The sequence below is a fragment of the Streptomyces sp. NRRL S-920 genome (assembly GCF_000717945.1).
GTDB classification, from domain to species: Bacteria; Actinomycetota; Actinomycetes; order Streptomycetales; family Streptomycetaceae; genus Streptomyces; species Streptomyces alboniger.
Map to the genome: position 1 here is coordinate 49,535 of NZ_JODF01000012.1, position 25,130 is coordinate 74,664.

Genomic DNA, 25,130 nt, shown 5'->3' on the forward strand with positions numbered 1-25,130 from the left:
AAGGCCCGGAACCTATTGGTTCCGGGCCTTCGGCCTTCAGTAGCGGGGACAGGATTTGAACCTGCGACCTCTGGGTTATGAGCCCAGCGAGCTACCGAGCTGCTCCACCCCGCGTCGGTAAACACAACAGTACGTCAGGGCTACGACCAGCGCAAATCCGTTCCGCGGCAGCCGCTGCCGCTAGGCCGAAAGCTCCTGCCGCAACGCCTCGCGCAAGCGCCCCGCCCGCTCGGCGACCTCCGCGGGGCCCAGCTCGACCGCCCGCGACGCCCACCGCTGCCCCTGCGCCAGCTGACCGCGCCGGGCGTAGAGGAGGGCGAGCCGGAGCGCCGCCCGGCCGTGCCCCGCGTCGGCGGCCCGCGTCCACCACAGCGCGGCCTCGGGCTCGCTCCCCTCGCGGGCGAGCAGCAGCCCGAGGTTGAACGCGCCGTTGCGGCTGCCGGCCTCCGCGGCCTTGCGGTACCAGCGCGCGGCCTCCACGACGTCGCCCCGCCCCGCGGCCAGCATGCCGACCCGGACCTGGGCGCGCCGGTGGCCCTGCTCGGCGGCGCGCTCGTACCACTCCTCGCACTCGGTCTTCTCCGCCGCGGGCTCCCCGAGCGCGGGCGGTGCCGCGGCGGGGCGGCGCGCGTCGAGCAGCGTCCCGAGCCGGTACGCCGCCTCCGCGCTGCCGCCGCCCGCCGCGCACCGCAGGTGCCGTTCGGCCTCCTGCTCGTCGCCCTCGCGCAGCCGTGCGGTACCGACCTGGAGGGCCGCGTCGGTGTGCCCGTCGGCGGCCGCGCGCTCGTACCAGCGCAGGGCGGAGGCCTCGTCGCCCCTGCTCGCGTACAGGATGCCGAGGTTGAACGCGGCGTCGACGCTGCCCGCCTCGGCGGCCTTGGAGAACCACGGCTCGGCGCCGGCCGCGTCCCCGCCCTGGAGCAGCAGCACGGCCAGCGCGTTGGCGGCCTCGCGGTGTCCGGCGTACGCCGCGCGCCGGTACCACTGGTCGGCCTGCGCGGTCCTGCCCTGCTCGGCGCAGAGCAGCCCGAGGTTGTACGCGCCGTTCACATCGCCCGCGTCCATCGCCGCGCGGTACCAGCGCTCGGCGGTCTGGGTCTCGCCGCGCTCGGCGTGCAGCGCGCCCAGCGCGTTCGCGGCGTTGCCATCGCCGTCCTGCGCGGCCTTGAGCCACCACGTGGCGGCGCTCTCCTCGTCGCCCGCGTCGCGCAGCAGGAAGCCGAGCGCGCAGGCCGCCCTGGACTCGCCGTCCTTGGCGGAGTTGAGGTACCAGCGGCCCGCCTCCTTCAGCTCGCCGCGGTGCTCCAGGATCGCGCCGAGGTGCAGCGCGGCCCTGCGGTGCCCGCGCGCGGCGGCCTGGCGGTACCACTGCTCGGCCTCGCCGGCGGGGGTGCGTACGTCCGCGCGGGCGCCCCGGACGCGCGGCACGGGGCCCTCCCCGCGCTCGGCGGGCTCGCCGCGCTCCTCGGCGGCCCGCCGGTCGAGCGCACGGGCCAGGCGGTACGCGGCCTCGCGGTGGCCACGCTCGGCGGCCACCCGCATCCAGCGCTCGGAGCCGACGTCCCCGCGGTGCTCCAGGAGGTCCGCGAGCGCGTACGCCCCGAGGGTGTGGCCCTGCTCGGCGGACTGCCGCAGCCAGTACTCGGCGGCGGGCTCGTCGCCGCGCTCGCGGTGGTGGCGGCCCAGCGCGTGCGCCGCGGCCGCGGAACCGGCGACGGCGGCGACCCGCCACCATCCGGCCGCCTCGTCCGCGTATCCGCGCTGGTGAAGGAGGACGCCGAGGTTGTTGGCGGCGGCGCGGTCGCCCTCGGCGGTCGCCGCGCGCAGCAGGGATTCGGCCCCGTCGAGGTCACCGCGGCGGAGCAGAAGGCTTCCCAGGACGCTCATCGCGTCGACATCCCCGGCCTCGGCGGCCAGCCGATGGCGCATCTCGTCGGCGGCCGTCCCGGGATCCTCCCGGTCGGCCGCCTGCACAAACCGCCCTGTATCCAACAGAGTTGCCTTGTCCCCCATAACGTCCATCGTCGCACCACCTGCAACCTGGGTACACCTGGTATACCGCAGCCAGTGAGGTCACTTCAGCGTTTTGTCGACATGCCCACAGAGAGATAAGTGAAACACATTTCCCCCAACTCTCCCCCGCCAGCGCGCCGTTCGCATGACTTGGCATAGGACACCCGCACACGACCGACGCCACCGCACACGACGAAGGCCCGGATCCGTAAGGATCCGGGCCTTCACCTTGCAGTAGCGGGGACAGGATTTGAACCTGCGACCTCTGGGTTATGAGCCCAGCGAGCTACCGAGCTGCTCCACCCCGCGCCGTTGTGTTCAAACCGTACCACGGCGCGAGGTGGCTCCTTGACCAGCCGCTACTCGCTAGCCACTGCTCTTGTCGTCCTTGTCGGCGTTCTTGTCGGCGTTCTTGTCGCCGCCCTTGTCGGAGGGCTTGTCGGCCGCCTTGGAGGACGCCTCCTCGGCCCGCTCCAGCGCCTCCTGGAGCCGCGCCTGCGCCTCGCCGTACTTCTTCCAGTCGCCTTCCTTCATGGCCTTCTCGCCGTCCTCGAACGCCTTCTGGGCGTCGTCGAGCGCGGCCTGGACCGTCGGGTCGTTCGACTTCGGCGGCTTGGTCGGCTCGTCGCCGTCCTGGTCCTCGGCCGGTGGCTTGGTGCCCGAGCCGGCACCGAAGACCTGGTCGAGGCCCTCCTTGAGGGAGTCCGCGAAGACGGTCTCCGTGCCGTACGACACAGCCACCTTCTTCAGGAGGGGATACGCCGACTTGCGCCCCTGTACGTAGACGGGCTCGACGTAGAGGAAGCCGTCGTCCAGCGGCACGGTCAGCAGATTGCCGTAGAGGACGTCGGAGTCGGCACCCTTCATGTCCCGGACGAAGTTGCCGACCTCCGTCATGGAGTTCAGTTTGTTCTGCACCTGTTCGGGACCGTCGACGTCGCCGGTCACTCTCAGCAGCTTCATCCGACCGTAGTTCGCACTCCTGGCGTCGGCGTCGACCGTCATGAAGGCCCGTAGGTTGGGCCGCTCACTCGGGGTGAACGTCGTCGTCAGCGCGAACTGCTGCTGACTCTGGCCCGGCGCCTTCAGGGACAGGTAGTACGGCGGGACCGCGCTGTCGTCCTTCTTCGTCGGGTCGTTCGGCACCTGCCAGGCGTCACTCGCGTTGTAGAACTGCCCGGGATCCGTGACGTGGTAGAGCGTCAGCAGCTCGCGCTGCACCTTGAACATGTCCTGCGGATAGCGCAGGTGGTCCTGGAGAGCCGACGGGATCTCGCTCTTGTCCTTGACGGTGCCCGGGAACGCCTTCTTCCAGGTCTTCAGGACCGGGTCCTTCTCGTCCCAGGTGTAGAGCTTCACGTCGCCCGTGTACGCGTCGACGGTCGCCTTCACCGAGTTCCGGATGTAGTTGACCTGGTTCTGCTGGGCGATCACCGTGCGCTGGCTGTCCTCCTGCGACAAGGAGTCCTCGGTGGTGTCGCCGAGCGTGGTGCGCGAGGCGTACGGATAGCCGTTGGTGGTCGTGTAGGCGTCGACCACCCACTGGATACGGCCGTCGACCACCGTCGGATAGACGTCACCGTCGATCGTCAGCCAGGGAGCCACCGCCTCGACGCGCTCCTTGGGGGTGCGGTTGTACAGGATCCGCGAGCCCTCGCCGATCGCCCCGGAGTACAGGATCTGCGGCTCCCCGAAGGACACCGCGTAGGCGGCGCGGTTGATCGGGTTGGAGAGATTGACCCCGCTGTCGCCCTTGTAGCTGTAGGTCTTCTGACCCCCGCCGTCCTCTTCGTAGTCCAGCTCCTTCTGGGGGCCGCCCACGATCGAGTACTGGGTGGTCTTCTCGCCGTAGTAGATCCGCTGCTCGTACTCCTTCATCTCACCCGTGGTCGGCAGACCGGACTCGGTGAATGCGGGAGCGCCCTTGGAGCCCTTCTTGGTCTCCGTGCCCTTGGCGGCGACGACGCCGTAGCCGTGGGTGTAGGCGAAGTGGTCGTTGATCCAGTTCCGCTTGTCGAGCTTGTTCACGTTCAGCTCGCGCAGGCCGACGATGGTGTCCTGGCCGTTGTAGCGGTCCACGTCCAGCGTCCGCGGGAACTGGTAGTAGCTGCGCTCCTGCTCCAGCTGCTGGAACGTGGGCGAGACGATGTTCGGGTCGTTCAGCCGGTAGTTGGCCGCCGTGTCCGCGTCCGCACGCTTCTTCTGCCGGTCCTCGTCGACCTTGCCCGCGCCCTTGAAGTCCTCGGGCTTCACTCCGCTGATGCCGTAGGCGTTGCGGGTGGCCTCGATGTTCTTCTCGATGTACGGCGCTTCCTTGGCCTGCTCGTTCGGCTGGACCTGGAACTTCTGGACGATCGCGGGGTAGAGCCCGCCGATGAGGATCGCCGAGAGCACCATCAGGCCGAAGCCGATGACGGGAAGCTGCCAGGTGCGCCGCCACAGCGTCGCGAAGAAGAGCACGGCACAGATGACGGCGATGCAGAACAGGATCGTCTTCGCCGGCAGGTACGCGTTGGCGTCGACGTACCGCAGGCCCGTCCAGTTGCCCGTCGCCTTGAAGTCACTGGACTTCACCGCGAGGCCGTACCGGTCGAGCCAGTACGCGATGGCCTTGAGGGAGACGAAGACGCCGAGCAGCACCGAGAGGTGGCCGGTCGCCGCGGCGGTCGCGCGCGCGCCCGGGCTGGTGATGCGCAGCCCGCCGTAGAGGTAGTGCGTCAGCGCGGCGGCCACCAGGGAGAGCACCGTGGCCGCGAAGCCGAAGCCCAGCAGGAAGCGGTACCAGGGCAGGTCGAACGCGAAGAACGCCACGTCCATGTGGAACTGCGGGTCCTTCTGGCCGAAGGGCACGCCGTTCACCCACAGGAGCCACGTACGCCACTGGCCCGCCGCGGACGCGCCCGCGATCAGGCCCACCAGGGCGGTGATCCCGATGAGCAGCCACTTCTTGTACGGGGCGATGCCCATGCGGTACCGGTCGAGGCTCTGCTGCTCCATCGACATGGCGCTCAGGGGCGGGCGCAGCCTGTGCGCCAGCCAGATATTCACTCCGACCGCGGCCGCCATGAGGAGGCCGAAGAAGAAGAACAAGCCGATCTTGGTCCACAGGGTCGTGGTGAAGACCGATGAGTAATTGACCGAGCGGTACCACAACCAGTCCGTCCAGAACCCCGAGAACATGACGAAGGCCATGGCCAGTACGGCCAGCACGCCCAGTGTCATGAGCAGGGTCCGGACGCGACGGGAGGGTCGGCCCACTCTGATCCGTGGCCCCGTCGGGCCTCCGCCGCGGTCCGGCATCTGGAAAGCCAAGGTGCGCACCTCGAAGTTCGCTGTTGATTCGCTGTTGGTCCGTCAGGCCCCCGAGATCGCGGACCCACACCTATGCAACTTACCTAGGCTTTACTCGGTTCCCGTTTCTCGGGACTAACGAGGCAGGATTGTGACCATGTCCAACACTCCCATGGCAGCGAGCCCCCTCACCCGGGCCGTGCTCGAAATCGACGAGTACGTCTCCGGCCTCGGCTGGGACCGGCCCGCCCGCCTCTTCGCGCTGGTCGACACCGCGCGACTGCGCACCCAAGAACCCGGCCTCGCCTCCCAGCTCGGCCTCGACGACGGCGTGGAACACGCCGGCCTCACCCCCATCGAGCAGGAGGAGATCCCCGCCGACAAGCCGCTGGACGAGTTCCTCGGCACCATCGCCTGGCCGGACGCGGTGACGGGCTGCGCCCTCACGGTGGAGCGCCTGATGCTGCCGCCGTCCGCCGAGACGTCCGTCCCCGAGGGCCTGAGCGAGGCCCAGCTCGCCCAGTGGGTGGCGAAGCACCCGGACCGCCAGGAGGTCCGTATGACGGTGGCGGTGCTGCGTGACGGCGCGCGCGAGTCGGCGCTGCGGCTGCGCGAGAAGGACTCGCCGACCGAGGTCCTCACGGGCTCCGACCTGGTGCCCGGCCTGGCGGACGCGCTGGCGGCGACGTTCGCGTAGATCCTGTTCCGGCGTACGCGGGTGGGGCCTCCCCGCCCGCGTACGGCTGTCTCCTGGGCGGGCCGCTACTTGGCGGCGCAGCTCGGCAGGGAGTCGGTGTCGCCCTCGCTGATCTTCTTCAGGGACTTCACCGCGTCGGCGATGGTGTCCACCTTGACCAGGGTGAGGCCGTCGGGGATGTCGCTCGCCGCCGCCGCGCAGTTGCCCTTCGGCGTCAGGAAGTACTGGGCGCCCTTCTCGCGCGCCCCGACGGTCTTCATCTCGATACCGCCGATCGGGCCGACTTTGCCCTTGTCGTCGATGGTGCCGGTGCCGGCCACGAACTTGCCGCCGGTGAGGTCGTCCGGAGTCAGCTTGTCGACGATGCCCAGTGCGAACATCAGCCCGGCGCTGGGGCCGCCCACGTCGGCCAGCTTGATGTCGATCGTGAACGGGAAGGTGTGGTCGGTGCCCGCCTGGATGCCGACGATCGCGCGGTCGGCGCGGTCCGCCTTCTTCGTCGTCATCGTGATGTCCTCGGTCCGCGTGGGCTCCTTGCCCGACTTCTCGGCGGCGGCCGCCTCCTTGACCGGGACGATCGTGAAGGTGACGCGTTCGCCGGGCTTGTGCTTGGTGACGAGCTTGGCGACGTCCGTCATCTCCTTGACGGGCTTGCCGTCGACCTTCTTGATGACGTCGCCCGCGTGCAGCTTGCCCTCGGCCGGGTCGCCCTTGATGACGGTGGAGACGACGACCTGCGACTTCACGGGAAGCTTCAGCTGGCGCAGCGCCGCGACCTTGGCGCTCTCCTGGGACTGGCTGAACTCCTCGGCGTTCTCCTGAGTGGACTGCTGCTCGGTCTTGCCGTCCGGGTAGAGCGTGTCGTGCGGCACCACGATGTTGTCGTGGGCCAGCCAGCCGTAGACGGCCTCCGCGAGGTTCATCTTGTAGTCGGCGCTCGTGACCCTGACCGTCGTCATGTTGAGATTGCCGGTCGTGGGGTACGTCTTGTGCCCGGAGATCTGGAGCACCGGCTCGCCGTCGTGATCACCGAGGGTGTTCACCGTGGGGCCCGGGGACATCTCCGAGTAGGGCACTTTGATGAGCACTCCGGCGCAGAGCAGCGCGATCAGCATCAGGGTGGAGGCGAGCATCGTCGCAGTGCGGCGTGGCATGGAACGACAGTACGGGACAGGCCTGTCAGCGCACCTGTGGGGCCGGTCCGTACGGGGGGCTCGCGCGGGGGCCCTCACATGCCGGAGCGGGACTTCTCCATGGCCTCGCGGAAGGCGGCGTAGCCGTTGAGTTCCGTGTGGTCGCCGGTCCTGCCCGATTTGCGGTTCCGGGCGGCCCAGCTGCCCCACAGACCCGCACCGACGGCCGCCAGAAGCGGAATCAGCAACCAGGCAAGTGATGCCATGTCGACCTCCCGACCCCATGTGCGACCGCAGCTGACTGATCAGCAGATTAACCATCCGCAATGTCAACGCTCACGGCAGGGGTCCGGTTACGCAACCGGAGCCGCATGGGTCAATCGGCCCCCGGAAGGCCACGCCCGTCTCAACAGGCGCCCACCCATTCCTCCTTGCCGTCGGAGAACCGCTGGTGCTTCCAGATCGGCACCTCGTGCTTGAGGTCGTCGATGAGCTTGCGGCAGGCGTCGAAGGCCTCGCCGCGGTGCGGGCAGGAGACGGCCACGACCACCGCGAGGTCGCCGACGGCGAGGTCGCCGACGCGGTGCACGGCGGCCAGGGCGCGCACGGGAAACTCGGCGACGACCCTCTCGGCCACCCGGCGCATCTCGGCCTCGGCGGTCGGGTGGGTCGAATAGCCCAGCTCGTCGACGTCCGCGCCGCCGTCGTGGTTGCGCACGGTCCCCACGAAGAGTGCCGTGCCGCCCGCCGCGTCGTCGCCGACGGCCCGGAAGACCTCGTCCAGGGAGAGCGGGGTGTCGCGGATCGCGAGGAGGCGGATCGGGTCCTGAGCGGCCTGCTCGCCGGGGTGGTCCATCGTGGTGCGTGCCATGCGGCCATGGTGCCGCACGGCACGGACATCACGGAATAGATCTTTCGCCCGGCACGCGCGCGTGGCGCCTTGGAGATCCCTACAGGGCGCCTGCCGATCCGCTCGCGCGTCCCGCAGGGCTCGCCCGCCAGAGGTGTCCGGCCCGGCCTCAGATCCGCCGCCGCGCCTTCCGCGCCCTGCGCACCACGGCCGCGGCGCCGAGCAGGGCGACCGTCGCCCCCGCGGCCCCCGCCGCCGTCGCGTCCTTGCGGCCGAGGCGCCGTCCGACCACGGTCCGCCGCCCGGAGACCTCCTCGAGCAGCTCCGCGAGGACCTCCTCGTTGGTCCACCGCGGCCGCCACCCGGCGTCGTGCAGCCTGCTGACGCTGACCACCCAGGGGTACATCGTGTACGCGAGGTCACCGGCCGGGGACGGGGTGAGGCCGATGCGGTGCAGCCGGGCCGCCGCGCCGAGCGCGACCGCCGAGGGCAGCTCCATACGGCGGATCCCGCTCAGCTCCTCGACCTCCTCCTGCTCCAGCCAGCCGTCACAGCCGACGGCGAGTTCCCCGTCGACCTTCTCCAGGACGGCGTACTCCAGGGCGCTGCACAGGTCCTCGACATGACAGAACTGCCAGGCGGGCCGGGAGCCCGCCACGACCAGGAGGCGGGGCGACTCGAAGTAGCGCGTGAGGGCCGTGTCCGTGCCGCCCACGAGGGTCGCGGGCCGTACGACGGTGACGTTGAGGCCGGGGTGCGCGCGGGGCGCCCTGCGGGCGAGCCGTTCGACCTCCAGGAGGTCGCCGACGCCGGTGGCCTCTGCGGTCGCCCGCAACTCGGCGTCTTCGGAGAGGGGCAGTTCGTTGTCGGGCAGCGCTCCGTAGACCATCGCGGAGGTGCACAGCACGACCCGGTGGACGCCCGCGGCGGCGGCAGCGGTCAGTACGGTCTGCGTGCCGCGTACGTTGTACGCGGTGCGGGCGGCGCCGTCGGTCTCCAGGTCGAGATCGAGCGCCAGGTGCACCACGACGTCCGCGCCGCGCAGCTTCTCGGCGATCGCCGGGTCCCGCACGTCCAGGACGTGCCACTGCACCTGCGCGCAGTCGCCCCGGCGCTCGTCGATGGCGATGACCTGCTTGATCTCCTCCGAAGCGGCAAGGCGCTCGGTCAGCAGCGCGCCCACTCCGGAGGCGGCGCCGGTGACGGCGACTACGGGCCCGCGGCCTGCCGCCGGGGCTGACGGGTTTCGCGCTGCGCGAACCTGTGGATCTGGGGAACTCACCGGGCGTCTCCAGCGGTTGTCTTCAGTACGTACGCGAATGACGCGTACGTACCAGGTGGCATCCATCCTGCCGCAGGCCGCGAGTCGGCGAAGCACCGAGGCCCGATCGCGCCACGGTGTCTACGCTGGGTGGTGTTGTAGGGCAGCCGCCGCCGGAACGATACCGGCGGCCTGACGAGCCGAGGAATCCCGTGAGTGACACCCCATTCGGATTCGGTCTTCCGCCGGAGGAGCCGGAAGACGGCGACGAGGGCAAGAAGAAGGGATCCCCTGGAGAGGGACAGAGCGGGGGACAGAGCGGGCAGGGCCCGGGTGGCCCCGCGAACCCGTTCGGTTTCGGGGGGTTCCCCGGAGCGGGCGGCCCCGGAGGCGGTGACAACCCGTTCGCCGCGATGTTCGGTTCCATGAACCCGAACGACCTGGGGGCCGCCTTCCAGCAGCTGGGCCAGATGCTCTCGTACGAGGGCGGCCCGGTGAATTGGGACATGGCCAAGGACATCGCCCGCCAGACCGTCTCCCAGGGCACGGCGGACGGCACCAAGGACGCCAGCGTGGGCCCCGCCGAGCGCTCGGCGGTCGAGGAGGCCGTGCGCCTCGCCGACCTGTGGCTGGACGACGCGACGTCGCTGCCGTCCGGGTCCGGTACGGCCGTGGCGTGGAGCCGCGCCGAGTGGGTCGAGGCGACCCTGCCGGTGTGGAAGGAGCTGGTCGACCCGGTCGCCGAGCGCGTGGGCCTCGCCATGGGCGATGTGCTCCCCGAGGAGATGCAGGCCATGGCGGGCCCGCTGATCGGCATGATGCGCTCCATGGGTGGCGCCATGTTCGGCCAGCAGATCGGCCAGGCCGTGGGCGTGCTCGCCGGCGAGGTCGTGGGCTCCACCGACATCGGTCTGCCGCTCGGCCCCTCCGGCAAGGCCGCGCTGCTCCCGGTGAACATCGAGGCCTTCGGCAAGGACCTGGGCATCGACAAGGACGAGGTGCGGCTCTATCTGGCGCTGCGCGAGGCCGCCCACCAGCGGCTCTTCGCCCACGTGCCGTGGCTGCGCTCGCACCTGTTCGGCGCCGTCGAGGGGTACGCCCGCGGGATCAAGGTCGACACGGCCAAGCTGGAGGACGTCGTCGGCCAGCTCGACCCGCAAAACCCCGAGCAGCTCCAGGAAGCGCTCCAGCAGGGCATGTTCCAGCCCGAGGACACCCCGGCCCAGAAGGCCGCCCTGGCCCGCCTGGAGACCGCTCTCGCGCTCGTCGAGGGCTGGGTGGACGCCGTGGTGCACGCCGCCGCCAAGCCCCGGCTGTCGTCCGCCGACGCCCTCCGGGAGACGCTGCGCCGCCGCCGCGCCACGGGCGGCCCCGCGGAGCAGACGTTCGCCACGCTGATCGGCCTGGAGCTGCGCCCGCGCCGGCTGCGGGACGCCTCGCGCCTGTGGGCCTCGCTCACGGACGCGCGCGGTGTCGACGGCCGCGACGGCCTGTGGGAGCACCCGGACATGCTGCCGACGGCGTCCGACCTGGACGACCCGGACGGCTTCGTCCACCACGAGCAGATGGACTTCTCGGAGCTGGACAAGATGCTCGGCGAGGCGGCGGACGGCGGCTCCTCGCCGAAGCCGGACCTCAAGAAGGACGAGGGCGACGAGGGCGACAAGGGCAGCGGTAAGTGAGTCTCTACGACGACACGGTCCTCGTACTGAAGAAGTACGAGGACCAGCCCGAGCTGCGCCAGGCCTACCTGGACCACCTGTCGGCACACGGCGAGGCCGGCATGTGGAAGCCGTGCACCGCGGGCCATGTGACGGCGAGCGCCCTGGTCGTCGACCCGTCACGCGGCCGCGTGCTGCTCACCCTGCACAGGAAGCTGCGGATGTGGCTCCAGATGGGCGGGCACTGCGAGCCGGGCGATACATCGCTGGCGGCGGCCGCGCTGCGGGAGGCCACCGAGGAGTCCGGCGTGCCGGGCCTGACGCTCCTCGCGGGCGGCCCCGTCCGCCTGGACAGGCACCCGATCCCGGGCCCGTGCACCCAGCACCTCGACGTCCAGTACGCCGCCCTGGCACCCTCCGACGCGGTCGAGGCGATCAGCGACGAGTCCCTGGACCTGCGCTGGTTCGCCTACGACGAGGTGGCGGACGTGGCCGACGAGTCGGTCGTACGCCTGGTGGAGGCGACGAGGGCGCGCCTGTAGAGCGCCTTCTGGGGACGCGCCCCGAAGGGGCGCGGGGAACTTCGCGACCAGCCACCGCCGGCCCGCGGTTCCCCGCGCTCCTGAGCCCCGCGGGGCTCAACTCCAGACGTTCCCCTGGTTCTGCCCCCGGGCCCCTTGCTGACCCACCCCGAACTGCGCCTGGGCGCCCCGCCCGACAACCGCGTTCTGCGGCGGCAGCATCTCGCTGGGCTGGACGAGCGCGTAGCCCTGCCCCATGAAGCTCAGCTCCCAGCCCTCACCGGTGTTGCCGCGGCGCCGCCAGACGCCCGAGGAGTGGGTCTGGGCCTGCATCTGCACGCGCAGGCCGTTGGACCAGGCGACGATGGCGTCCGCGTCGGCGTTGACGTACCGGTCGGGCGTGACCTGGAGCATCAGCGGCTGGCCGGACGTCATCAGGGCGACCTTGCCGCGCCCGGAGATGTTGAGCTGGTACTTGCCGGAGCCGGAGATGCCGTACTGGCTGTCCACGGCGATGACCTGGTGGGTCAGCGAGGAGTCCATCGCGAGGACATAGCTGCTGTCCACGGTCAGACCGTCCTGGTCGACGTCCACCACGTGGATGTACTGGGCCAGGTTGGCGAAGTAAACGGTGCCCTGGCCGTGGCAGCGCATCAGGTCCAGGCCCTCACCGGTGTGCGCGCGGGCACGCTGGTTCCCCTGGCTCTGGTACTCCGCGTCGAACTCGATCAGCCCCTGGTAGACGACCATGGCGCCCTTGCGGGCCAGGACGTCGTCGTGCCCCTCCAGGGCGACCCGCAGCAGCTGCGGGTTCTGGACGCAGTAGCGCTCCTGGGTCTGCTGCTCGGCGTGCGCGAAAAGTGGGCTCTGCATGGTGTGTTGCTCCCCCTCAGCCCCGTGCTCGGAGACGGTCGGTGCTGTCCTCACTGGGCTGTACGACGACGATGCCCTCTCCGGAGAAGCCCATCTGGTAGGCCTCGCCGCTGCCGCGCCCGATGAGAGAGCCGGCCTTGAAGCTGCGCTTGCCCTTCACCTTGAGGTTCGGGGACCAGGCGATCAGGGCGTCCGGGTCGACGTACGTCTCGTCCTCGCCGCGACCGCAGTCGACGACGATGGGCGTGCCGCGGGAGGTCAGCGCGACCCAGCCCTGGCCGGAGATCTTGATGTTCCACAGGCCCTGCCCGGCGAACTTGGCGAGGCCCTTGACGCGCTCGACGCCCCACTGGAGGGACGCGTCGAAGGCGAGCAGGTTGGTGCCGTTGACCGAGAGGGAGTCGCCCGCCAGGTTGATGACGACGACGTCCGCTCCGTAGTCGGCGAGGTAGAGCAGGCCGTCTCCGGAGCACTTCATCAAGGGCGCGCCCTCGCCGGTCATCCACTCGCGCGCGACCTGGCGGACGGCGGGCGGATTCGGCTCGTACTGCACGAACCCTTCGTAGGCGACCATCGAGCCCACGCGCGCGAAGAGGTCGTTGCCGGTCTGCATGGCCACCTTGACCATGTGGTGGCCGTGGTTCTCCATGCGGGTGGCGACGGGTGCGGGAGCGAAGCCCGCGAGCTGCTGATTCATGACGGGCTCCCTCAGACCTCGTACGGCTGGACGACGATGAAATTGCCGGGCGCGCCACGGAACTGGAGGTTCACGCTCTCCCCCGTGGAGCCCGCGTACGCGTTGCTGCGCATGCGAACCTGGCTGGAAACGATCGCCTGGGCGGCCGCCGACCAGGCGACGACGGCGTGGCAGTCGGCGAACGTCGTCGGTGTGACGGGCAGCACGACGGGCACACCGTGGGTCTTCACGACGACCGTGCCGGTGCCCTGGAACTGCATGACGAACAGCGCGCCACCGGGGATGCCGTGGCCCTCGATCCTGCGCACCTCGTGCTGGAGGGTCTCGTCGAAGGCGAGGACGTTCTCCGCGGAGACGCAGATCGCGTCGCCCTGGAGTTCGATGGGGTGCAGGTGGTTGCCCTCTTCGGCGAGGAAGACCTGGCCGCGGCCGGAGCAGCGCATCAGCTGCATCTCCTGGCCGGTGGCGTTGCCGACGATACGGCCGGCGAAACCCGCGCCCTTGTAGCCGAACTCGACCTTGCCCTGGTAGAGCACCATGCTGCCCTGGCGGGCGAGGATGGGCTGCTCGGCGACGCCGAGGTCGACGCGGACCAGCTTCTCGTTCTGCTGGGTCCAGCGCTGGCCGGTGGGCGCTTCCCGGTACTTCTGGAGAGCGGCTGCGACACCGGAGCCCTGGGGGGCGGCGCCCTGCGGAACTCCGTGCGGAGCCTGGGGCTGACCGGGGAACTGCCCGCTCTGCGGCTGCTGGCCGTAGCCGGGCGGCATGGGTGCGGCGGGCGGCTGGCCGTATCCGGGCGGCATCGGGGCCTGGGGCTGCTGGCCGTAGCCCGGCGGCGGGGGCGGGCTCTGGCCGGGGAACTGCTGCTGGCCCGGGACCTGGCCGTACTGCGGCTGCTGCGGGGGCTGCTGACCGGGCTGGCCGTACGGCGTGGGGGCCTGCGGGGGCGGCATCGCGGCGCCGGGCGGCTGGTTCACGGGCGCCACGATGGTCTGCGCGGCGTGCACCGCCGGGTCGGCGGGCGCCGGGGGCGAGGTGGCGCCGTGGGGCGGCGCGAAGTGCTGCGCGGGGGCCGGAACAGGGGCCGGGGCGGGAGCGGGGGCCGGGGCGGGAGCGGCGGCCGCGGGGGCACCGAACGCGGGCGGCGGCGAGGCCTGCGCGGGCGGGGCGAAGGAGGGCGCGGCGGCCTGCGGCTGCGCGGGCGCGGGCTCCTCCTCGGCGACCTCCCCGCCGAAGTTCCTCAGGAGGGCGTCGAGCCCGCCGTCGAAGCCCTGGCCGATCGCGGCGAACCGCCAGACGTCCTTCAGGTAGAAGTCGCCCAGCATGACGGCGCGCTCCGTGGAGAACTCCGCGCCGTTGAAGGCGTAGCGGGCCACTTCCTCGCCGCCCGCGACGATGCGGATGTACCCGGAGGCGACCTGCGACATCTGCCCGGCGCCGTCGATCGTCGCCGTGAACGACAGCCGCTGGATCTGCTGCGGGACGCGGTCGAGCGTGACGCGGAACGACTCGGTGTCGCCCGCCTGCGCGCCGAGGAGCTGGATCGACTCCTCGGGGGACTTCGGCTGGTTGAAGAAGATGAAGTAACGGTCGTCCGACAGTCGCTCACTCGCGTCGAGGCCGAAGCAGCTGATGTCGAAGGTCAGCCCGGGAGCCGAGATCTGTACGCCCACGTACAGATCGGTCCCCGCGGTGAGGTCACTGATCTTGGCCTTGTGGCCGCGTTGGAATTCCCTGGCCATACGTAACGACCGTCCCCCATCCCGAATGTGAATGCGTCGCGCCAGGCTAACCGCAAAGTCCGACAGCGAGCGGAGCCGGTACAGACCCGCTACACAACCGTGGAATCCGGCGGACGCTCACTCCTCGCGAGCGGCCGGCAGATGGGGCAGCCGACTGGCCGCGACCACTCCTTCGAGGTACCCCCTGGCCCGCTCGGTGCGCGGATAGGCCTCCAGGAGGCGCCAGAAACGGGGCCCGTGACCGGGGACGAGAAGGTGGGCCAGCTCGTGGACGAGGACGTAGTCCACGACGTACTCGGGCATGCCCTGTAGTCGGTGCGAAAGGCGGATGCTGCCTTCCGAGGGGGTGCAGGAACCCCAGCGGGTGTTCTGGTTCGTGACCCAGCGAACGGAGACGGGCCGCGCGCGGCCGTCGAAGTACTGCTCGGACAGCTGCCCGGCGCGCTCGGAGAGTTCCGCGTCACCCAGAAGCCGCTTGCTCTCCTGCGCCGCGAGCTTGTCCAGCATCACGTTGACCCAGCGCTGCTCCTCCGCCTCGGACATGCGGGCGGGGATGAGGACGACGGTGCGGTCGCCCTCCCGGTACGCCGAGACCGTTCTACGGCGGCGGGCACTGCGTCTGACCTCGACCGCACTGGTCCCCGCACCGGACGGCGGCGGACTGGTCGTGCTGCGCTGTGGAGTTCCGGCGCGAGGCGCTGAGGTCTCCGCAGCGGCGCGAGGGGACGGGTCGGCGGGCACGCCCCGACGTTACCCGCTGGGCGTGGGGGAAGTCCCGCCTCCGGGACGGTTCGGCGCCGATCCTCTCCCCGGGTGTTCGACTAGTACGACGGACGGCGCGGCCCGTGCGGCCGACGGTGCGACCCATTAGTACGACAAGCATCCTCGGCCTGTGGATAACTCGACGCGCCCATCCGGCGGGCGGGGCATCCTGGCATTCGATCGACGCGGCGGACGGGATCGCGCCGGCCGGACGACGGGGGACGACCATGCATCCGACTTTGAAGCCCGCGCTGCGGCGCGGCTGGCGGGACCTGAGCACCGTGCAGTTCGGGGTGGCCCCCGCGCACGCCTTGGTGCTCGGTCCGATGGACACCGCGACGGGCAGCTTCCTGACCCTTCTGGACGGCACCCGCGGTCTGCCGCTCCTGCGTGAGGAGGGCAAGCGGATGGGGCTGCCCGACGGGCACGTGGACAAATTACTGGGAGAGCTGTCGCGGGCCGGGCTGCTCGACGACTCGACGGGCGGCGGCCCCGCTGCCGACGCCCTGCGCAAGCGCGGCGGCCCCATGGACCGGTTGCGGGCAGACCTGGCCTCGCTGTCGCTCGTCTCGCCCGAGCCGGGCGAGGCGATCGAGAAGCTGGCGGCGCGTCGCACCATACGGGTCCGCGTTCAGGGGGCGGGGCGGGTGGGCGCGGTCGTGGCCTCCGTCCTCGCGGGCGCGGGCGTGGGCCACGTGGAGGTGCTGGACGGCGGGCATGTGGAGCCCTGGGATGTCGCGCCGGGCGGACAGTCCGCCGACGCGATCGGGCAGCGCAGGGACACCTCCGCGCGACGGCTCGTGCGGCAGTCGGCGCCCGACCGGCCGCCACGCCCCGCGCCACCCGAGTCCCCCTCAGTCCCGCTCCGACAGTCTCGACAACCCCGACAGCCCCGACAGCTCGGACAGTCCTCGCCACAGGAGGGAGGAGCGGGCCTGTCCCTCGTGATCATCGCCCCCCGGGACGGCCTGGACGCGTACGCCCCCGACCCGACCGCCACGGAGGCCCTCCTCGCTGCGGGCACCCCCCACCTCTACGCCGGAGTGATCGAGGGGACAGGTGTGGTGGGTCCCTTGGTGCTGCCCGGGTCGAGCGCCTGCGCGGGCTGCCTCTTCCGGCACCGCGCGGACCGCGACCCCACCTGGGCCCGGATGCTGGCGCAGTGGCGCTCGGGGCGTGCGCGGCACGTGCCCTCGTGCGACCTGGCCCTGTCGACATCGGTGGCCGGACTGGCCGCAGGCCACGCGCTGGCCTTCCTCGACGGGGTGTCCTCGGCCTGTGCCGGTGCTCGCTGGGAGGCCTCCGTCCCGGGATTCGACTGGCACTCGCGCCCGGTTTGGCCGCATCCCGCATGCCCGTGCGGGGCGAGCGCAGCCGTTAAGGGGGATCGCCTCACCACGGACATGGACCAGCACGCAACAATGGCCGGGTAACCGCCTGCGAAGGCGCGGCTGTCTGGGACTTGGAGGGGCGCATGTCTGATCTTCCCCGGAAGGCGGTCACCCGAACCGCCAAACTGGCCGCGCTGCCGCTCGGCTTCGCGGGACGCGCGACCTGGGGGCTCGGCAAGCGGATCGGGGGCAAGTCGGCGGAGATCGTCGGGCGCGAGCTGCAACAGCGCACGGCGGAGCAGCTGTTCAAGGTCCTTGGCGAACTCAAGGGCGGTGCGATGAAGTTCGGGCAGGCCCTGTCCGTCTTCGAGTCGGCGCTGCCGGAGGAGGTCGCGGGGCCCTACCGCGCGGCGCTCACGAAACTTCAGGAGGCGGCTCCGCCGATGCCGACGAGCACGGTGCACTCCGTGCTCGCGGAGCGGCTCGGCGAGAACTGGCGCGAGCGGTTCCTGGAGTTCGAGGACAAGCCCTCGGCCGCCGCGTCGATCGGCCAGGTGCACCGGGCGGTCTGGGAGGACGGGCGCGAGGTCGCGGTCAAGGTGCAGTACCCGGGAGCGGGCGAGGCACTTCTGTCCGATCTGAACCAACTCAGCCGATTTGCCCGTCTTCTGGGGCCACTGATCCCTGGAATGGACATCAAGCCGCTCATCACAGAGCTGCGAGACCGGGTGTCCGAAGAACTCGACTACGGCCTGGAGGCGCAGGCCCAGCAGGCGCACGCGCAGGAGTTCGCCGACGACCCCGACGTGATGGTGCCCGAGGTGGTGCACCAGGGCGAGCAGGTCCTGGTCACCGAGTGGATCGGCGGGACGCCTCTGTCGGAAGTGATAGCGGACGGCACACAGGAGCAGCGCGACCGGGCGGGCCAGCTGCTGGCCCGCTTCCTCTTCTCGGGCCCGGCGCGCACAGGACTGCTGCACGCCGACCCGCACCCCGGAAACTTCCGGCTGCTGCCGGACGAGAAGGGCGGCTGGCGGCTCGGTGTCCTGGACTTCGGCACGGTGGACCGGCTGCCGGGCGGCCTGCCCGCGACCATAGGCCAATCCCTGCGGATGACGCTGGACGGCGAGGCCGACGCGGTCTACGACATGTTGTGCGAGGAGGGCTTCGTCAAGGAGACCGTCGAACTCGAACCGGACGCGGTGCTCGACTACCTCCTGCCGATCATCGAGCCGATGCTGGTGGACGAGTTCAGCTTCAGCCGGGGCTGGATGCGCAGCCAGGCAGCGCGCGTGGCCGACCCCCGCTCCCCCGCCTACCAACTGGGCAAGCGGCTGAACCTCCCACCCTCGTATCTGCTGATACACCGTGTGACGCTGAGCACGATCGGAGTGCTCTGCCAGTTGGGCGCGACGGTGCGGATGCGGACCGAGCTGGAGGAGTGGCTGCCCGGCTTCGTGGTGGAGGAGGAGGCGGCGGAGGCGGAGAGCGACACGGCGGCGGAGGCCTGAGCGTCAGCGCCGGGTGATCTGAGGCCCCCGGGGGCTACCACCAGTCGGAGTCGAGGCGTCCCTCGATGGCTCTGATGTTCTCCCGCGCGCAGGACTCGCAGAGGTAGTGGCGCACGCCGTTCTCCACAGAGCAGGTCCAGGTCGGTGGCGTGCCTTCGGCGACCGTGCCGCAGCGGGAGCACACGAGGTTCTCCGCGTCCGCGGGCTGAGGATTCTGCTGGTCCACCCGGCGACCCTATCGCCGGTTCGGGACGAACGGTGAGCACAACGCACCGCGGGGGCCGGTCCGTTCGGACCGGCCCCCGCCGGGTTCTGTCATGGGCCGAGCCGTTTGTGCGGCTCCTACTGCATGACCGCGATGGCGAGCGCGCGCCGGGCACGCAGCGACGCGCGCTCCGCGCGACGCTGCATACGGCGGGCCGCCATCAGGCGCGCGGCCGGGCGTTCCGCCTCGGCTTCGCGCATACGTTCGTGCATATGCGCACGAGCCATGGCTTCTGGAATGAGTTGCATCTCTCGGGTCCTGTTCTGGCGCGAGACGTGCGCGCCGGTGGTGGTGAAGTCTCGGGTCGCGGAGCCTGCGGGCTCGCTGGTGGCTGCCTTCATCGGGGCCTGCTTCTTGGGGTCGTGCGTCAGGGGGCGATCGATTGTTCCGGCGATGTTCATGCGACGACCGGGTTCTTGCGCGGGCGGCCACGGGGCCGCTTGCGGGCGACGACGACACCCTGGACGAACAGCTCGCCGCCCCAGACGCCCCACGGCTCACGCCGCTCCTTGGCGCCGGCGAGGCAGGCCTCCATCAGCGGGCATGTGCGGCAGAGCGACTTGGCGTACTCGACGTCGGCCGGGGACTCGGCGAAGAAGACCTCGGGGTCGTAGGCACGGCAGGGAACGGGTACGCCGAGGTTCTCGATGGCGTCGTCGAGCGCGGTGAGCGCGGTCAGGGGAGTCAAGGTCGGGTCCTCCGTGGGAGTGGGCGGGGAGATCACCTGTGAAGGCGGTACGGACGGGGCGTGCGTTTCGAGTTGCACGGTGGTGTTTTCCTCGTCTGGTCGTGCCGGCCTGGGTCGGCCGGTTGGCGGCTGGTACCGGGTCTTGCTGTTGGCCCCTTCGCTCTGTCTCCCTGTTTTGGGGAAAACAGAAGGGCCGCGGATCCCGGGTGGGGTTCCGCGGCCCTGAAGGCGCCGGTCTGATCGAGGATCAGACTGGATCACTCCAGGGTTCGAGCCCACGGAAGGCCCACATCGTGTGGTGCTGCGTCGTCTGCTTCCGGAATCCGGCACCGGCCGCCGCAAAGGCATAGGCCTGGGCCTGCGCCTCCGCTACTGCTGCTTCCGGTGCCTCGGTCGGTCGCTCATTGCCCTCATTGGCCTCACGAATGGCGAGACCGGCGATAGGCAGGGCGGAGGGCAGCGGACGCATGGCGGGGATGCCGCCGGACAGACCGGTGCCCTGGTTCGAGAAGCCGAGCAGGCAGGAAGCGACGACCGAGCGATCGGTCATTTTGACGGTGCTGATGAAGCTCTCGTTGATGCTGATCACTGGAATTCGCCTCCTCTCGGCGTCTAGGGGATCGACCGGAACCGATCCTGCGGACTGACAAGTACAGCACGGAACCAGGGCTTCGGAGAAGCCGCCGTTCCCGTGCTAAGAACCTATGGGTCTTCCTTGCGCATGCGCAAACTATTTTTTCGACGAGTTTGAATCATTCTCCGTCGGCGCCCCTTACACCCTCCTGACCTGCACAAATAGCGAGGACCTCGGCGCCGAAGCGGTGAAACTTGCGGACGCCGACACCGGGGATCCGCGCCAGCTCGCCCTCGTCGTCGGGCACGGCCTCCGCGATGGCGATCAAGGTCTTGTCCGTGAAGACGCAGTAAGCGGGCTGCCCCAGCTGCTTCGCCTGGGCGGAGCGCCACTCCCTCAGCCGTTCGTAGAGTCCTTCGTCCATGTCGGACGGGCAGTCCTCGCACCGCATGAGCTTCATCTCGCCCGCGTCGGTGAGGGTGCGGCCGCAGACCCGGCAGCGGGCCGGGGCCCGGCTCGTGCGTCGGCGGGTGCCGACCGCCGCGACCGCCCCCTCCGGGGCGCTGCCGCGTTCGATGCCGCCGGGGCCGCCGACCGCGGCGCGGCCTGCCGCCCCCGCGCCTGAGCCGGGGCGCAGTCCGTCGAGGAAGCGGCTGGGACGGCGGCTCGGACGGCCGCCCGGTGAGCGGGACAGAGCCCAGGAGAGCGAGAGGTGGACGCGGGCGCGGGTCACCCCCACATAGAGGAGGCGGCGCTCCTCCTCGATCTGCTCGTCGGTCTTGGCGTAGGTGATCGGCATCATGCCTTCGGCGAGGCCGACGAGGAACACGGCGTCCCACTCCAGTCCCTTGGCCGCGTGGAGCGAGGCCAGGGTGACGCCTTCGACGGTGGGGGCGTGCTGGGCGTTGGCCCGCTCGTCCAGTTCGGCCACGAGGTCGGCCAGGGTGGCCTGCGGTGTGGCGCGGGCGAAGTCCTCGGCGAGGCGTACCAGTGCGGCCAGGGACTCCCAGCGGTCCCGGGCCGCGCCGGAGCCCGCGGGGGGCTGGGTCGTCCAGCCCTTGGTCGAGAGCACGGCGCGGACTTGGGAGGGCAGGTCGACGACGTCGTCCAGGAGGGCGTCGTTGTTCCCGAACCGGGCCGCGCCGCGCAGGGCCGCGCCCGCTTCGCGGACTTCGGTGCGCTCGAAGAACCGCTCGGCGCCGCGCAGCTGGTAGGGGATGCCCGCGTCGGCGAGTGCCTGTTCGTAGATCTCCGACTGGGAGTTCGTACGGAAGAGGACCGCGATCTCGCTGGCGGGGGTGCCGTCGGCGAGGAGGGCGCGGATGCGGCGGGCGGCGCCTTCGGCTTCGGCCGGCTCGTCCGCGTACTCGGTGTAGAGGGGGTCCGGGCCGGGCTCGCGCTGGGAGATCAGCTCCAGCCGGTGGTCGGCGGCCCGGCCGCGGGCCTGGGAGAGCAGGCCGTTGGCGAGGTGGACGACCTGGGGGGTGGAGCGGTAGTCACGGACGAGCTTGACGACGGTGGCCCCGGGGTGGCGGGTGCGGAAGTTCAGCAGGTGGTCGGGGGTCGCGCCGGTGAAGGAGTAGATCGTCTGGCTGGCGTCGCCGACAACGCAGAGGCTGTCGCGCTCGCCGAGCCACAGCTCCAGGAGGCGCTGCTGGAGGGGGCTCACGTCCTGGTACTCGTCGACCACGAAGTGCTGGTACTGGGCCCGGACCTGTTCGGCGATGTCGTGCCGGTCCTGGAGGATGCCGACGGCGAGGAGCAGGACGTCTTCGAAGTCGATGACGGCGCGGTCGCGCTTGAGGTCCTCGTACGCCGCGTAGAGCTGGGCGATCTCGGCGGGGTCGCGGGGGACGTCGCGGCCGGACGCTGCCGCGGCCGCGGCGTAGTCCGCGGGGACGGTCTGGGTGACCTTGGACCATTCGATCTCGCTGGTCAGGTCGCGCAGTTCGTTGCGGTCGAGGCGGATGCGGCAGGCGGCGGCCGCGTCCGCGACGAGTTTGATCTTGCGGTCGACGATTCTGGGGAGGGACCCGCCCACTGCTTTCGGCCAGAAGAACTGGAGCTGGCGCAGGGCGGCGGAGTGGAAGGTGCGGGCCTGGACGCCGGAGGCGCCGAGCTGGCGGAGGCGGCCGCGCATCTCGCCCGCGGCGCGGTTGGTGAAGGTGACGGCCAGCACGCTGGCGGGCTGGAGGATGCCGGCCCGCACCCCGTAGGCGATCCGGTGGGTGATCGCTCGGGTCTTGCCGGTGCCGGCGCCCGCGAGGACGCACACCGGCCCGTGCAGGGCGGTGGCCACCTCGCGCTGCTCGGGGTCGAGCCCGGCGAGCACCGCGTCGGCAGAGTCCGGGACCTGCGGGAAGAGGGTGGAGTGCGTTGCTGATGTCACCCTGCCATGCTGCCAGGTCGCCGGGGGCGGGTGAGCCGGTTGTCCACAGGGGTGGGCCTGCGGTCGTACTAATGCGGGAATGGTGGCCGGGTCACGTACGTTCGTGTCATTGCGAGACGCACCCCCAGCGACGAAGGAGCACGACACACATGCCGGGCACTGTGACGATGTACAGCACCACGTGGTGCGGCTACTGCCGCCGCCTCAAGGGTCAGATGGACCGTGAGGGCATCGCGTACGAGGAGATCAACATCGAGCAGGACCCGGACTCGGCGGCCTTCGTCGAGAAGGCGAACGGCGGAAACCAGACGGTTCCGACCGTTCTCTTCCCGGACGGCACGACGCTCACGAACCCTTCGCTGGCGCAGGTCAAGCAGAAGCTGTCCGTCTGAGTTCACGTCGTCGGCGGTACGCCTGATCCCCCCGTCGCGGGGGGGATCAGCCGACGGTCCCCGGCTTCGGCAGGGGCTTGCCGTACCAGAGTTCGATCAGTCGGGCCGCGATCGAGATGCCGTACGGAGGCAGGACCTCCCCGGACTCGAACGCGGCCCGCAGGTCTTCCCGGGAGAACCAGCGGGCCTCGTGGATCTCCTCACCGTCCACGTTGATCTCCGAGGAGGTCGCGTCGGCCATGAAGCCCAGCATCAGGCTGGAGGGGAACGGCCAGGGCTGGCTCGCGACGTACTCGACGTCGCCGACCGTGACACCCGCCTCCTCGAAGACCTCGCGCCGCACCGACTGCTCGATGGACTCCCCCGGCTCGACGAAGCCCGCGAGGGTCGAGAAGCGGCCTTCGGGCCAGTGCACCTGGCGGCCGAGGAGGATGCGGTCCTCGCTGTCCCTGACCGCCATGATCACGGCGGGGTCCGTGCGCGGGTAGTGCTCGGCGCCGCACGCCTGGCAGCGGCGGATGTGACCCGCCGCGGCGATGACGGTGCGCTCGCCGCAGCGTGAGCAGAAGCGGTGCAGGCGCTGCCAGTTCTCCAGGGCGACGGCGTGCACCATCAGGCCCGCGTCCCGGGGTGAGAGCAGAAGCCCCGCCTCGCGCAGTCCGGCGGGGCGCGCCGACTGGTCCATGCGGCCCGGCAAGGTGTCCTTCTGGAGCGCGAAGTAGCTGACGCCGTCGTCGTCGGTGCCCAGGAAGTAGCGGTGTGCCTCGGTGAGCGGCGCCTCGAACGACGGGGTCATGACCAGCTCGGTGCGGCCCTCGGGGGTCTCGTCGATGAGCACCTGGCCGCCGGACACCACGAAGACCCGGGTGGTGGGGTGGCTCCAGGCAGCGGCGAGCCAGGCCTCGTCCATGCGGTGGTGGGCCGCACGGTCGATGTCGCTCGGCGCGGTCAGCGCGACGGGCCGGTCTGCGGTGCTATCGGTCCAGGTGGTCACAGGTGCTTCCAACTCCCCCGATGGAATGGGTGGCTCAGCAGGGTGTGCGGCGTGGCGTGCTCGGCGGGGCGGGGACGGTCAGCGGGCATCGCGCCAGTTCTCCGCGAGGTCGCCCCACAGGTAGGCGGTCGTCTCGACGCCCTTGAGGAGCAGGTCGATCTCGACCTTCTCGTTCGGCGCGTGCCAGCCGTCGGACGGGATGGAGATGCCGAGGAACAGCACGGGCGCCGCGAGGACGTCCTGGAGGTCGGCCGCCGGCCCCGAGCCGCCTTCGCGCGTGAAGCGGATCGGCTGCTCGAAGGCGCGGCCCATCGCGCGGGCCACGGACCGCAGGGCGGGGTGGTCCAGCGGCGTCAGGCACGGGCGCGTGCCGGGGCTGAAGGTGACGGTGTGGCGGATGCCGGCGGGGACGGTGGCGGCGGCCCAGGCTCGTACGGCCTGCTCGACGTGGTCCAAGTCCTGGCCCGCGACCAGCCGGAAGGAGAGCTTCACCAGGGCGGACGACGGGATGATCGTCTTGCTGCCCGCTCCTTGGTAGCCGCCACCGATGCCGTTGACCTCGGCGGTGGGGCGGGCCCAGACGCGCTCCAGGGTGGAGTACCCCGCCTCTCCGTGGGTGGCGTGCGACTTGGCGGTCCGCAGCCAGCTCTCCTCGTCGAAGGGCAGTTCGGCGAGGAGTTCGCGCTCCTGGTCGGTCAGTTCCGTGATGCCTTCGTAGAAGCCCGGGATCGCCACGTGCCCGTTCTCGTCGTGCAGGGCGGCGACCAGGCGGGCAATCTCGGTGGCGGGGTTCGGCACGGCGCCGCCGAACGAACCGGAGTGGATGTCCTGGTCCGGGCCGTGCAGCACGATCTCGCACTCCGCGAGGCCGCGCATGCCGGTGCAGACGGTCGGGGTGTCCTTCGACCACATGCCGGTGTCGGAGACGATCACCGCGTCGGCGGCGATGCGGTCCTTGTGGGTCTCGATCAGCTCACGGAAGTGCGGGGAGCCGGACTCCTCCTCGCCCTCGATGAGCAGTTTCAGATTCACGGCGGGGGCGGTGCGGCCGGTGGCGGCGAGGTGGGCGCGTACGCCGAGGGTGTGGAAGAAGACCTGGCCCTTGTCGTCGGCCGCCCCGCGCGCGTAGAGGCGGTTTTCCTGGAGGACGGGCTCGAAGGGGTCGGTGTGCCAGCCGTCCTCGCGGGCCGCGGGCTGCACGTCGTGGTGGCCGTAGACGAGGACGGTGGGGGCGTGCGGGTCGCCCGACGGCCACTCGGCGAAGACGGCGGGTGCTCCGGGGGTCTGCCAGACCTCCGCGGTCGGGAACCCGGTCTCCTTGAGCCGGCCGGCGAGCCACTCGGCGCTGCGCCGCACGTCCTCGGCGTGGTCGGGCTGGGCCGACACGGACGGGATGCGCAGCCACTCCGCGAGGTCCTGGAGGAAGGCGGCGCGGTGGTTGTCGATGTACGTGCGGACGGCGCTGTCCGGTGTCTCGCTCATGGT

Annotated in this window: 23 protein-coding genes and 2 tRNA genes; 6 read left to right on the forward strand and 19 right to left on the reverse strand. The window is 70.8% G+C overall.

The features are described from left to right. Window positions 1–40: 40 nt before the first annotated feature. The 4 genes from IG54_RS0111435 to IG54_RS0111450 form a co-directional block, all read right to left on the reverse strand. Window positions 41–114: transfer RNA gene (locus IG54_RS0111435), tRNA-Met, on the reverse strand. Window positions 115–180: 66 nt separating this feature from the next. Beyond that, window positions 181–2,022 carry a tetratricopeptide repeat protein gene (locus IG54_RS0111440; protein WP_030780954.1) on the reverse strand — a complete coding sequence of 614 codons (1,842 nt, stop codon included), beginning with the start codon at window positions 2,020–2,022 and terminating at the stop codon, window positions 181–183. A gap of 226 nt (window positions 2,023–2,248) precedes the next feature. Further along, a tRNA-Met gene (locus IG54_RS0111445) sits at window positions 2,249–2,322 on the reverse strand. Between the two features lie 57 nt (window positions 2,323–2,379). Beyond that, window positions 2,380–5,313, reverse strand: a complete 2,934-nt coding sequence (locus IG54_RS0111450; RefSeq protein WP_078593988.1) for a UPF0182 family protein — start codon at window positions 5,311–5,313, stop codon at window positions 2,380–2,382. A gap of 148 nt (window positions 5,314–5,461) precedes the next feature. Here IG54_RS0111450 and IG54_RS0111455 point away from each other — a divergent pair, with 148 nt between their 5' ends. Then, entirely contained in the window at window positions 5,462–6,001 is a 540-nt protein-coding gene (locus IG54_RS0111455) for a PPA1309 family protein (RefSeq protein ID WP_030780960.1), read from the forward strand. 65 nt (window positions 6,002–6,066) lie between these two features. Here the strand turns inward: IG54_RS0111455 and IG54_RS0111460 are convergent, their stop codons facing one another. The 4 genes from IG54_RS0111460 to IG54_RS0111475 all read right to left on the reverse strand — a co-directional run bounded on the left by IG54_RS0111460 (window position 6,067) and on the right by IG54_RS0111475 (window position 9,266). Beyond that, window positions 6,067–7,155, reverse strand: a complete 1,089-nt coding sequence (locus IG54_RS0111460; RefSeq protein ID WP_030780964.1) for a PDZ domain-containing protein — start codon at window positions 7,153–7,155, stop codon at window positions 6,067–6,069. A 74-nt stretch (window positions 7,156–7,229) separates the two neighbouring features. Further along, entirely contained in the window at window positions 7,230–7,400 is a 171-nt protein-coding gene (locus tag IG54_RS42495; RefSeq protein WP_167532723.1) for a hypothetical protein, read from the reverse strand. Between the two features lie 140 nt (window positions 7,401–7,540). After that, window positions 7,541–8,005: a molybdenum cofactor biosynthesis protein MoaE gene (locus IG54_RS0111470; RefSeq protein ID WP_030780966.1), complete on the reverse strand. Its 465-nt coding sequence runs from the start codon at window positions 8,003–8,005 to the stop codon at window positions 7,541–7,543. 148 nt (window positions 8,006–8,153) lie between these two features. Beyond that, window positions 8,154–9,266, reverse strand: coding sequence for an SDR family oxidoreductase (locus IG54_RS0111475; protein ID WP_030780969.1), 1,113 nt, complete (start codon window positions 9,264–9,266; stop codon window positions 8,154–8,156). Window positions 9,267–9,457: 191 nt separating this feature from the next. Here IG54_RS0111475 and IG54_RS0111480 point away from each other — a divergent pair, with 191 nt between their 5' ends. Both IG54_RS0111480 and IG54_RS0111485 read left to right on the forward strand, forming a co-directional pair. After that, window positions 9,458–10,927: a zinc-dependent metalloprotease gene (locus IG54_RS0111480; protein ID WP_030780971.1), complete on the forward strand. Its 1,470-nt coding sequence runs from the start codon at window positions 9,458–9,460 to the stop codon at window positions 10,925–10,927. Then, window positions 10,924–11,448, forward strand: coding sequence for an NUDIX hydrolase (locus IG54_RS0111485; protein WP_030780974.1), 525 nt, complete (start codon window positions 10,924–10,926; stop codon window positions 11,446–11,448). Before IG54_RS0111480 ends, IG54_RS0111485 begins: the two co-directional genes overlap by 4 nt. Before the next feature lie 96 nt (window positions 11,449–11,544). Here IG54_RS0111485 and IG54_RS0111490 read toward each other — a convergent pair whose 3' ends face one another. From IG54_RS0111490 to IG54_RS0111505, 4 genes are all read right to left on the reverse strand, one after another. Further along, entirely contained in the window at window positions 11,545–12,300 is a 756-nt protein-coding gene (locus tag IG54_RS0111490) for an AIM24 family protein (RefSeq protein WP_030780977.1), read from the reverse strand. 16 nt (window positions 12,301–12,316) lie between these two features. After that, the gene (locus tag IG54_RS0111495; protein WP_030780979.1) at window positions 12,317–12,997 is read right to left on the reverse strand and encodes an AIM24 family protein; all 681 of its coding nucleotides are present in this window, start codon (window positions 12,995–12,997) and stop codon (window positions 12,317–12,319) included. A gap of 11 nt (window positions 12,998–13,008) precedes the next feature. Next, window positions 13,009–14,739: a TerD family protein gene (locus IG54_RS0111500; protein WP_030780982.1), complete on the reverse strand. Its 1,731-nt coding sequence runs from the start codon at window positions 14,737–14,739 to the stop codon at window positions 13,009–13,011. A gap of 117 nt (window positions 14,740–14,856) precedes the next feature. Next, window positions 14,857–15,480, reverse strand: coding sequence for a M48 family metallopeptidase (locus tag IG54_RS0111505; protein ID WP_078593989.1), 624 nt, complete (start codon window positions 15,478–15,480; stop codon window positions 14,857–14,859). Between the two features lie 248 nt (window positions 15,481–15,728). Here IG54_RS0111505 and IG54_RS0111510 point away from each other — a divergent pair, with 248 nt between their 5' ends. Further along, complete coding sequence (locus tag IG54_RS0111510) at window positions 15,729–16,934, forward strand: TOMM precursor leader peptide-binding protein (protein ID WP_030780989.1); 1,206 nt, start codon at window positions 15,729–15,731, stop codon at window positions 16,932–16,934. A 41-nt stretch (window positions 16,935–16,975) separates the two neighbouring features. Then, a complete protein-coding gene (locus IG54_RS0111515; RefSeq protein WP_030780992.1) occupies window positions 16,976–18,343 on the forward strand; it encodes an ABC1 kinase family protein in 1,368 nt (455 codons plus the stop codon). A gap of 34 nt (window positions 18,344–18,377) precedes the next feature. Here the strand turns inward: IG54_RS0111515 and IG54_RS0111520 are convergent, their stop codons facing one another. From IG54_RS0111520 to IG54_RS0111540, 5 genes are all read right to left on the reverse strand, one after another. Next, window positions 18,378–18,569 carry a hypothetical protein gene (locus tag IG54_RS0111520; RefSeq protein WP_030780994.1) on the reverse strand — a complete coding sequence of 64 codons (192 nt, stop codon included), beginning with the start codon at window positions 18,567–18,569 and terminating at the stop codon, window positions 18,378–18,380. 116 nt (window positions 18,570–18,685) lie between these two features. Continuing rightward, entirely contained in the window at window positions 18,686–19,009 is a 324-nt protein-coding gene (locus IG54_RS0111525) for a hypothetical protein (RefSeq protein ID WP_030780996.1), read from the reverse strand. Continuing rightward, entirely contained in the window at window positions 19,006–19,374 is a 369-nt protein-coding gene (locus IG54_RS0111530; protein WP_030780998.1) for a WhiB family transcriptional regulator, read from the reverse strand. Before IG54_RS0111530 ends, IG54_RS0111525 begins: the two co-directional genes overlap by 4 nt. A 169-nt stretch (window positions 19,375–19,543) precedes the next feature. Further along, entirely contained in the window at window positions 19,544–19,885 is a 342-nt protein-coding gene (locus IG54_RS0111535) for a hypothetical protein (RefSeq protein ID WP_030781000.1), read from the reverse strand. A 163-nt stretch (window positions 19,886–20,048) separates the two neighbouring features. Next, complete coding sequence (locus IG54_RS0111540) at window positions 20,049–22,340, reverse strand: ATP-dependent DNA helicase UvrD2 (protein ID WP_078594004.1); 2,292 nt, start codon at window positions 22,338–22,340, stop codon at window positions 20,049–20,051. Between the two features lie 68 nt (window positions 22,341–22,408). On the opposite strand from IG54_RS0111540, the gene IG54_RS0111545 reads away from it, so the two are divergent. Next, window positions 22,409–22,651 (forward strand): mycoredoxin, encoded by a 243-nt coding sequence (locus IG54_RS0111545; RefSeq protein ID WP_030781006.1) that lies wholly within the window; start codon window positions 22,409–22,411, stop codon window positions 22,649–22,651. A gap of 46 nt (window positions 22,652–22,697) precedes the next feature. Here IG54_RS0111545 and nudC read toward each other — a convergent pair whose 3' ends face one another. Then, complete coding sequence (gene nudC / locus IG54_RS0111550; protein ID WP_030781009.1) at window positions 22,698–23,645, reverse strand: NAD(+) diphosphatase; 948 nt, start codon at window positions 23,643–23,645, stop codon at window positions 22,698–22,700. A gap of 78 nt (window positions 23,646–23,723) precedes the next feature. Then, window positions 23,724–25,127 carry a dipeptidase gene (locus IG54_RS0111555; RefSeq protein WP_030781012.1) on the reverse strand — a complete coding sequence of 468 codons (1,404 nt, stop codon included), beginning with the start codon at window positions 25,125–25,127 and terminating at the stop codon, window positions 23,724–23,726. Window positions 25,128–25,130: the final 3 nt, after the last annotated feature.

Coding starts and splice junctions, on each gene's coding strand:
- IG54_RS0111440 (WP_030780954.1), bottom strand. CDS start 2,022: ATGGACGTTATGGGGGACAAGGCAACTCTGTTGGATACAGGGCGGTTT.
- IG54_RS0111450 (WP_078593988.1), bottom strand. CDS start 5,313: ATGCCGGACCGCGGCGGAGGCCCGACGGGGCCACGGATCAGAGTGGGC.
- IG54_RS0111455 (WP_030780960.1), top strand. CDS start 5,462: ATGTCCAACACTCCCATGGCAGCGAGCCCCCTCACCCGGGCCGTGCTC.
- IG54_RS0111460 (WP_030780964.1), bottom strand. CDS start 7,155: ATGCCACGCCGCACTGCGACGATGCTCGCCTCCACCCTGATGCTGATC.
- IG54_RS42495 (WP_167532723.1), bottom strand. CDS start 7,400: ATGGCATCACTTGCCTGGTTGCTGATTCCGCTTCTGGCGGCCGTCGGT.
- IG54_RS0111470 (WP_030780966.1), bottom strand. CDS start 8,005: ATGGCACGCACCACGATGGACCACCCCGGCGAGCAGGCCGCTCAGGAC.
- IG54_RS0111490 (WP_030780977.1), bottom strand. CDS start 12,300: ATGCAGAGCCCACTTTTCGCGCACGCCGAGCAGCAGACCCAGGAGCGC.
- IG54_RS0111495 (WP_030780979.1), bottom strand. CDS start 12,997: ATGAATCAGCAGCTCGCGGGCTTCGCTCCCGCACCCGTCGCCACCCGC.
- IG54_RS0111500 (WP_030780982.1), bottom strand. CDS start 14,739: ATGGCCAGGGAATTCCAACGCGGCCACAAGGCCAAGATCAGTGACCTC.
- IG54_RS0111510 (WP_030780989.1), top strand. CDS start 15,729: ATGCATCCGACTTTGAAGCCCGCGCTGCGGCGCGGCTGGCGGGACCTG.
- IG54_RS0111515 (WP_030780992.1), top strand. CDS start 16,976: ATGTCTGATCTTCCCCGGAAGGCGGTCACCCGAACCGCCAAACTGGCC.
- IG54_RS0111525 (WP_030780996.1), bottom strand. CDS start 19,009: ATGAACATCGCCGGAACAATCGATCGCCCCCTGACGCACGACCCCAAG.
- IG54_RS0111545 (WP_030781006.1), top strand. CDS start 22,409: ATGCCGGGCACTGTGACGATGTACAGCACCACGTGGTGCGGCTACTGC.
- IG54_RS0111555 (WP_030781012.1), bottom strand. CDS start 25,127: ATGAGCGAGACACCGGACAGCGCCGTCCGCACGTACATCGACAACCAC.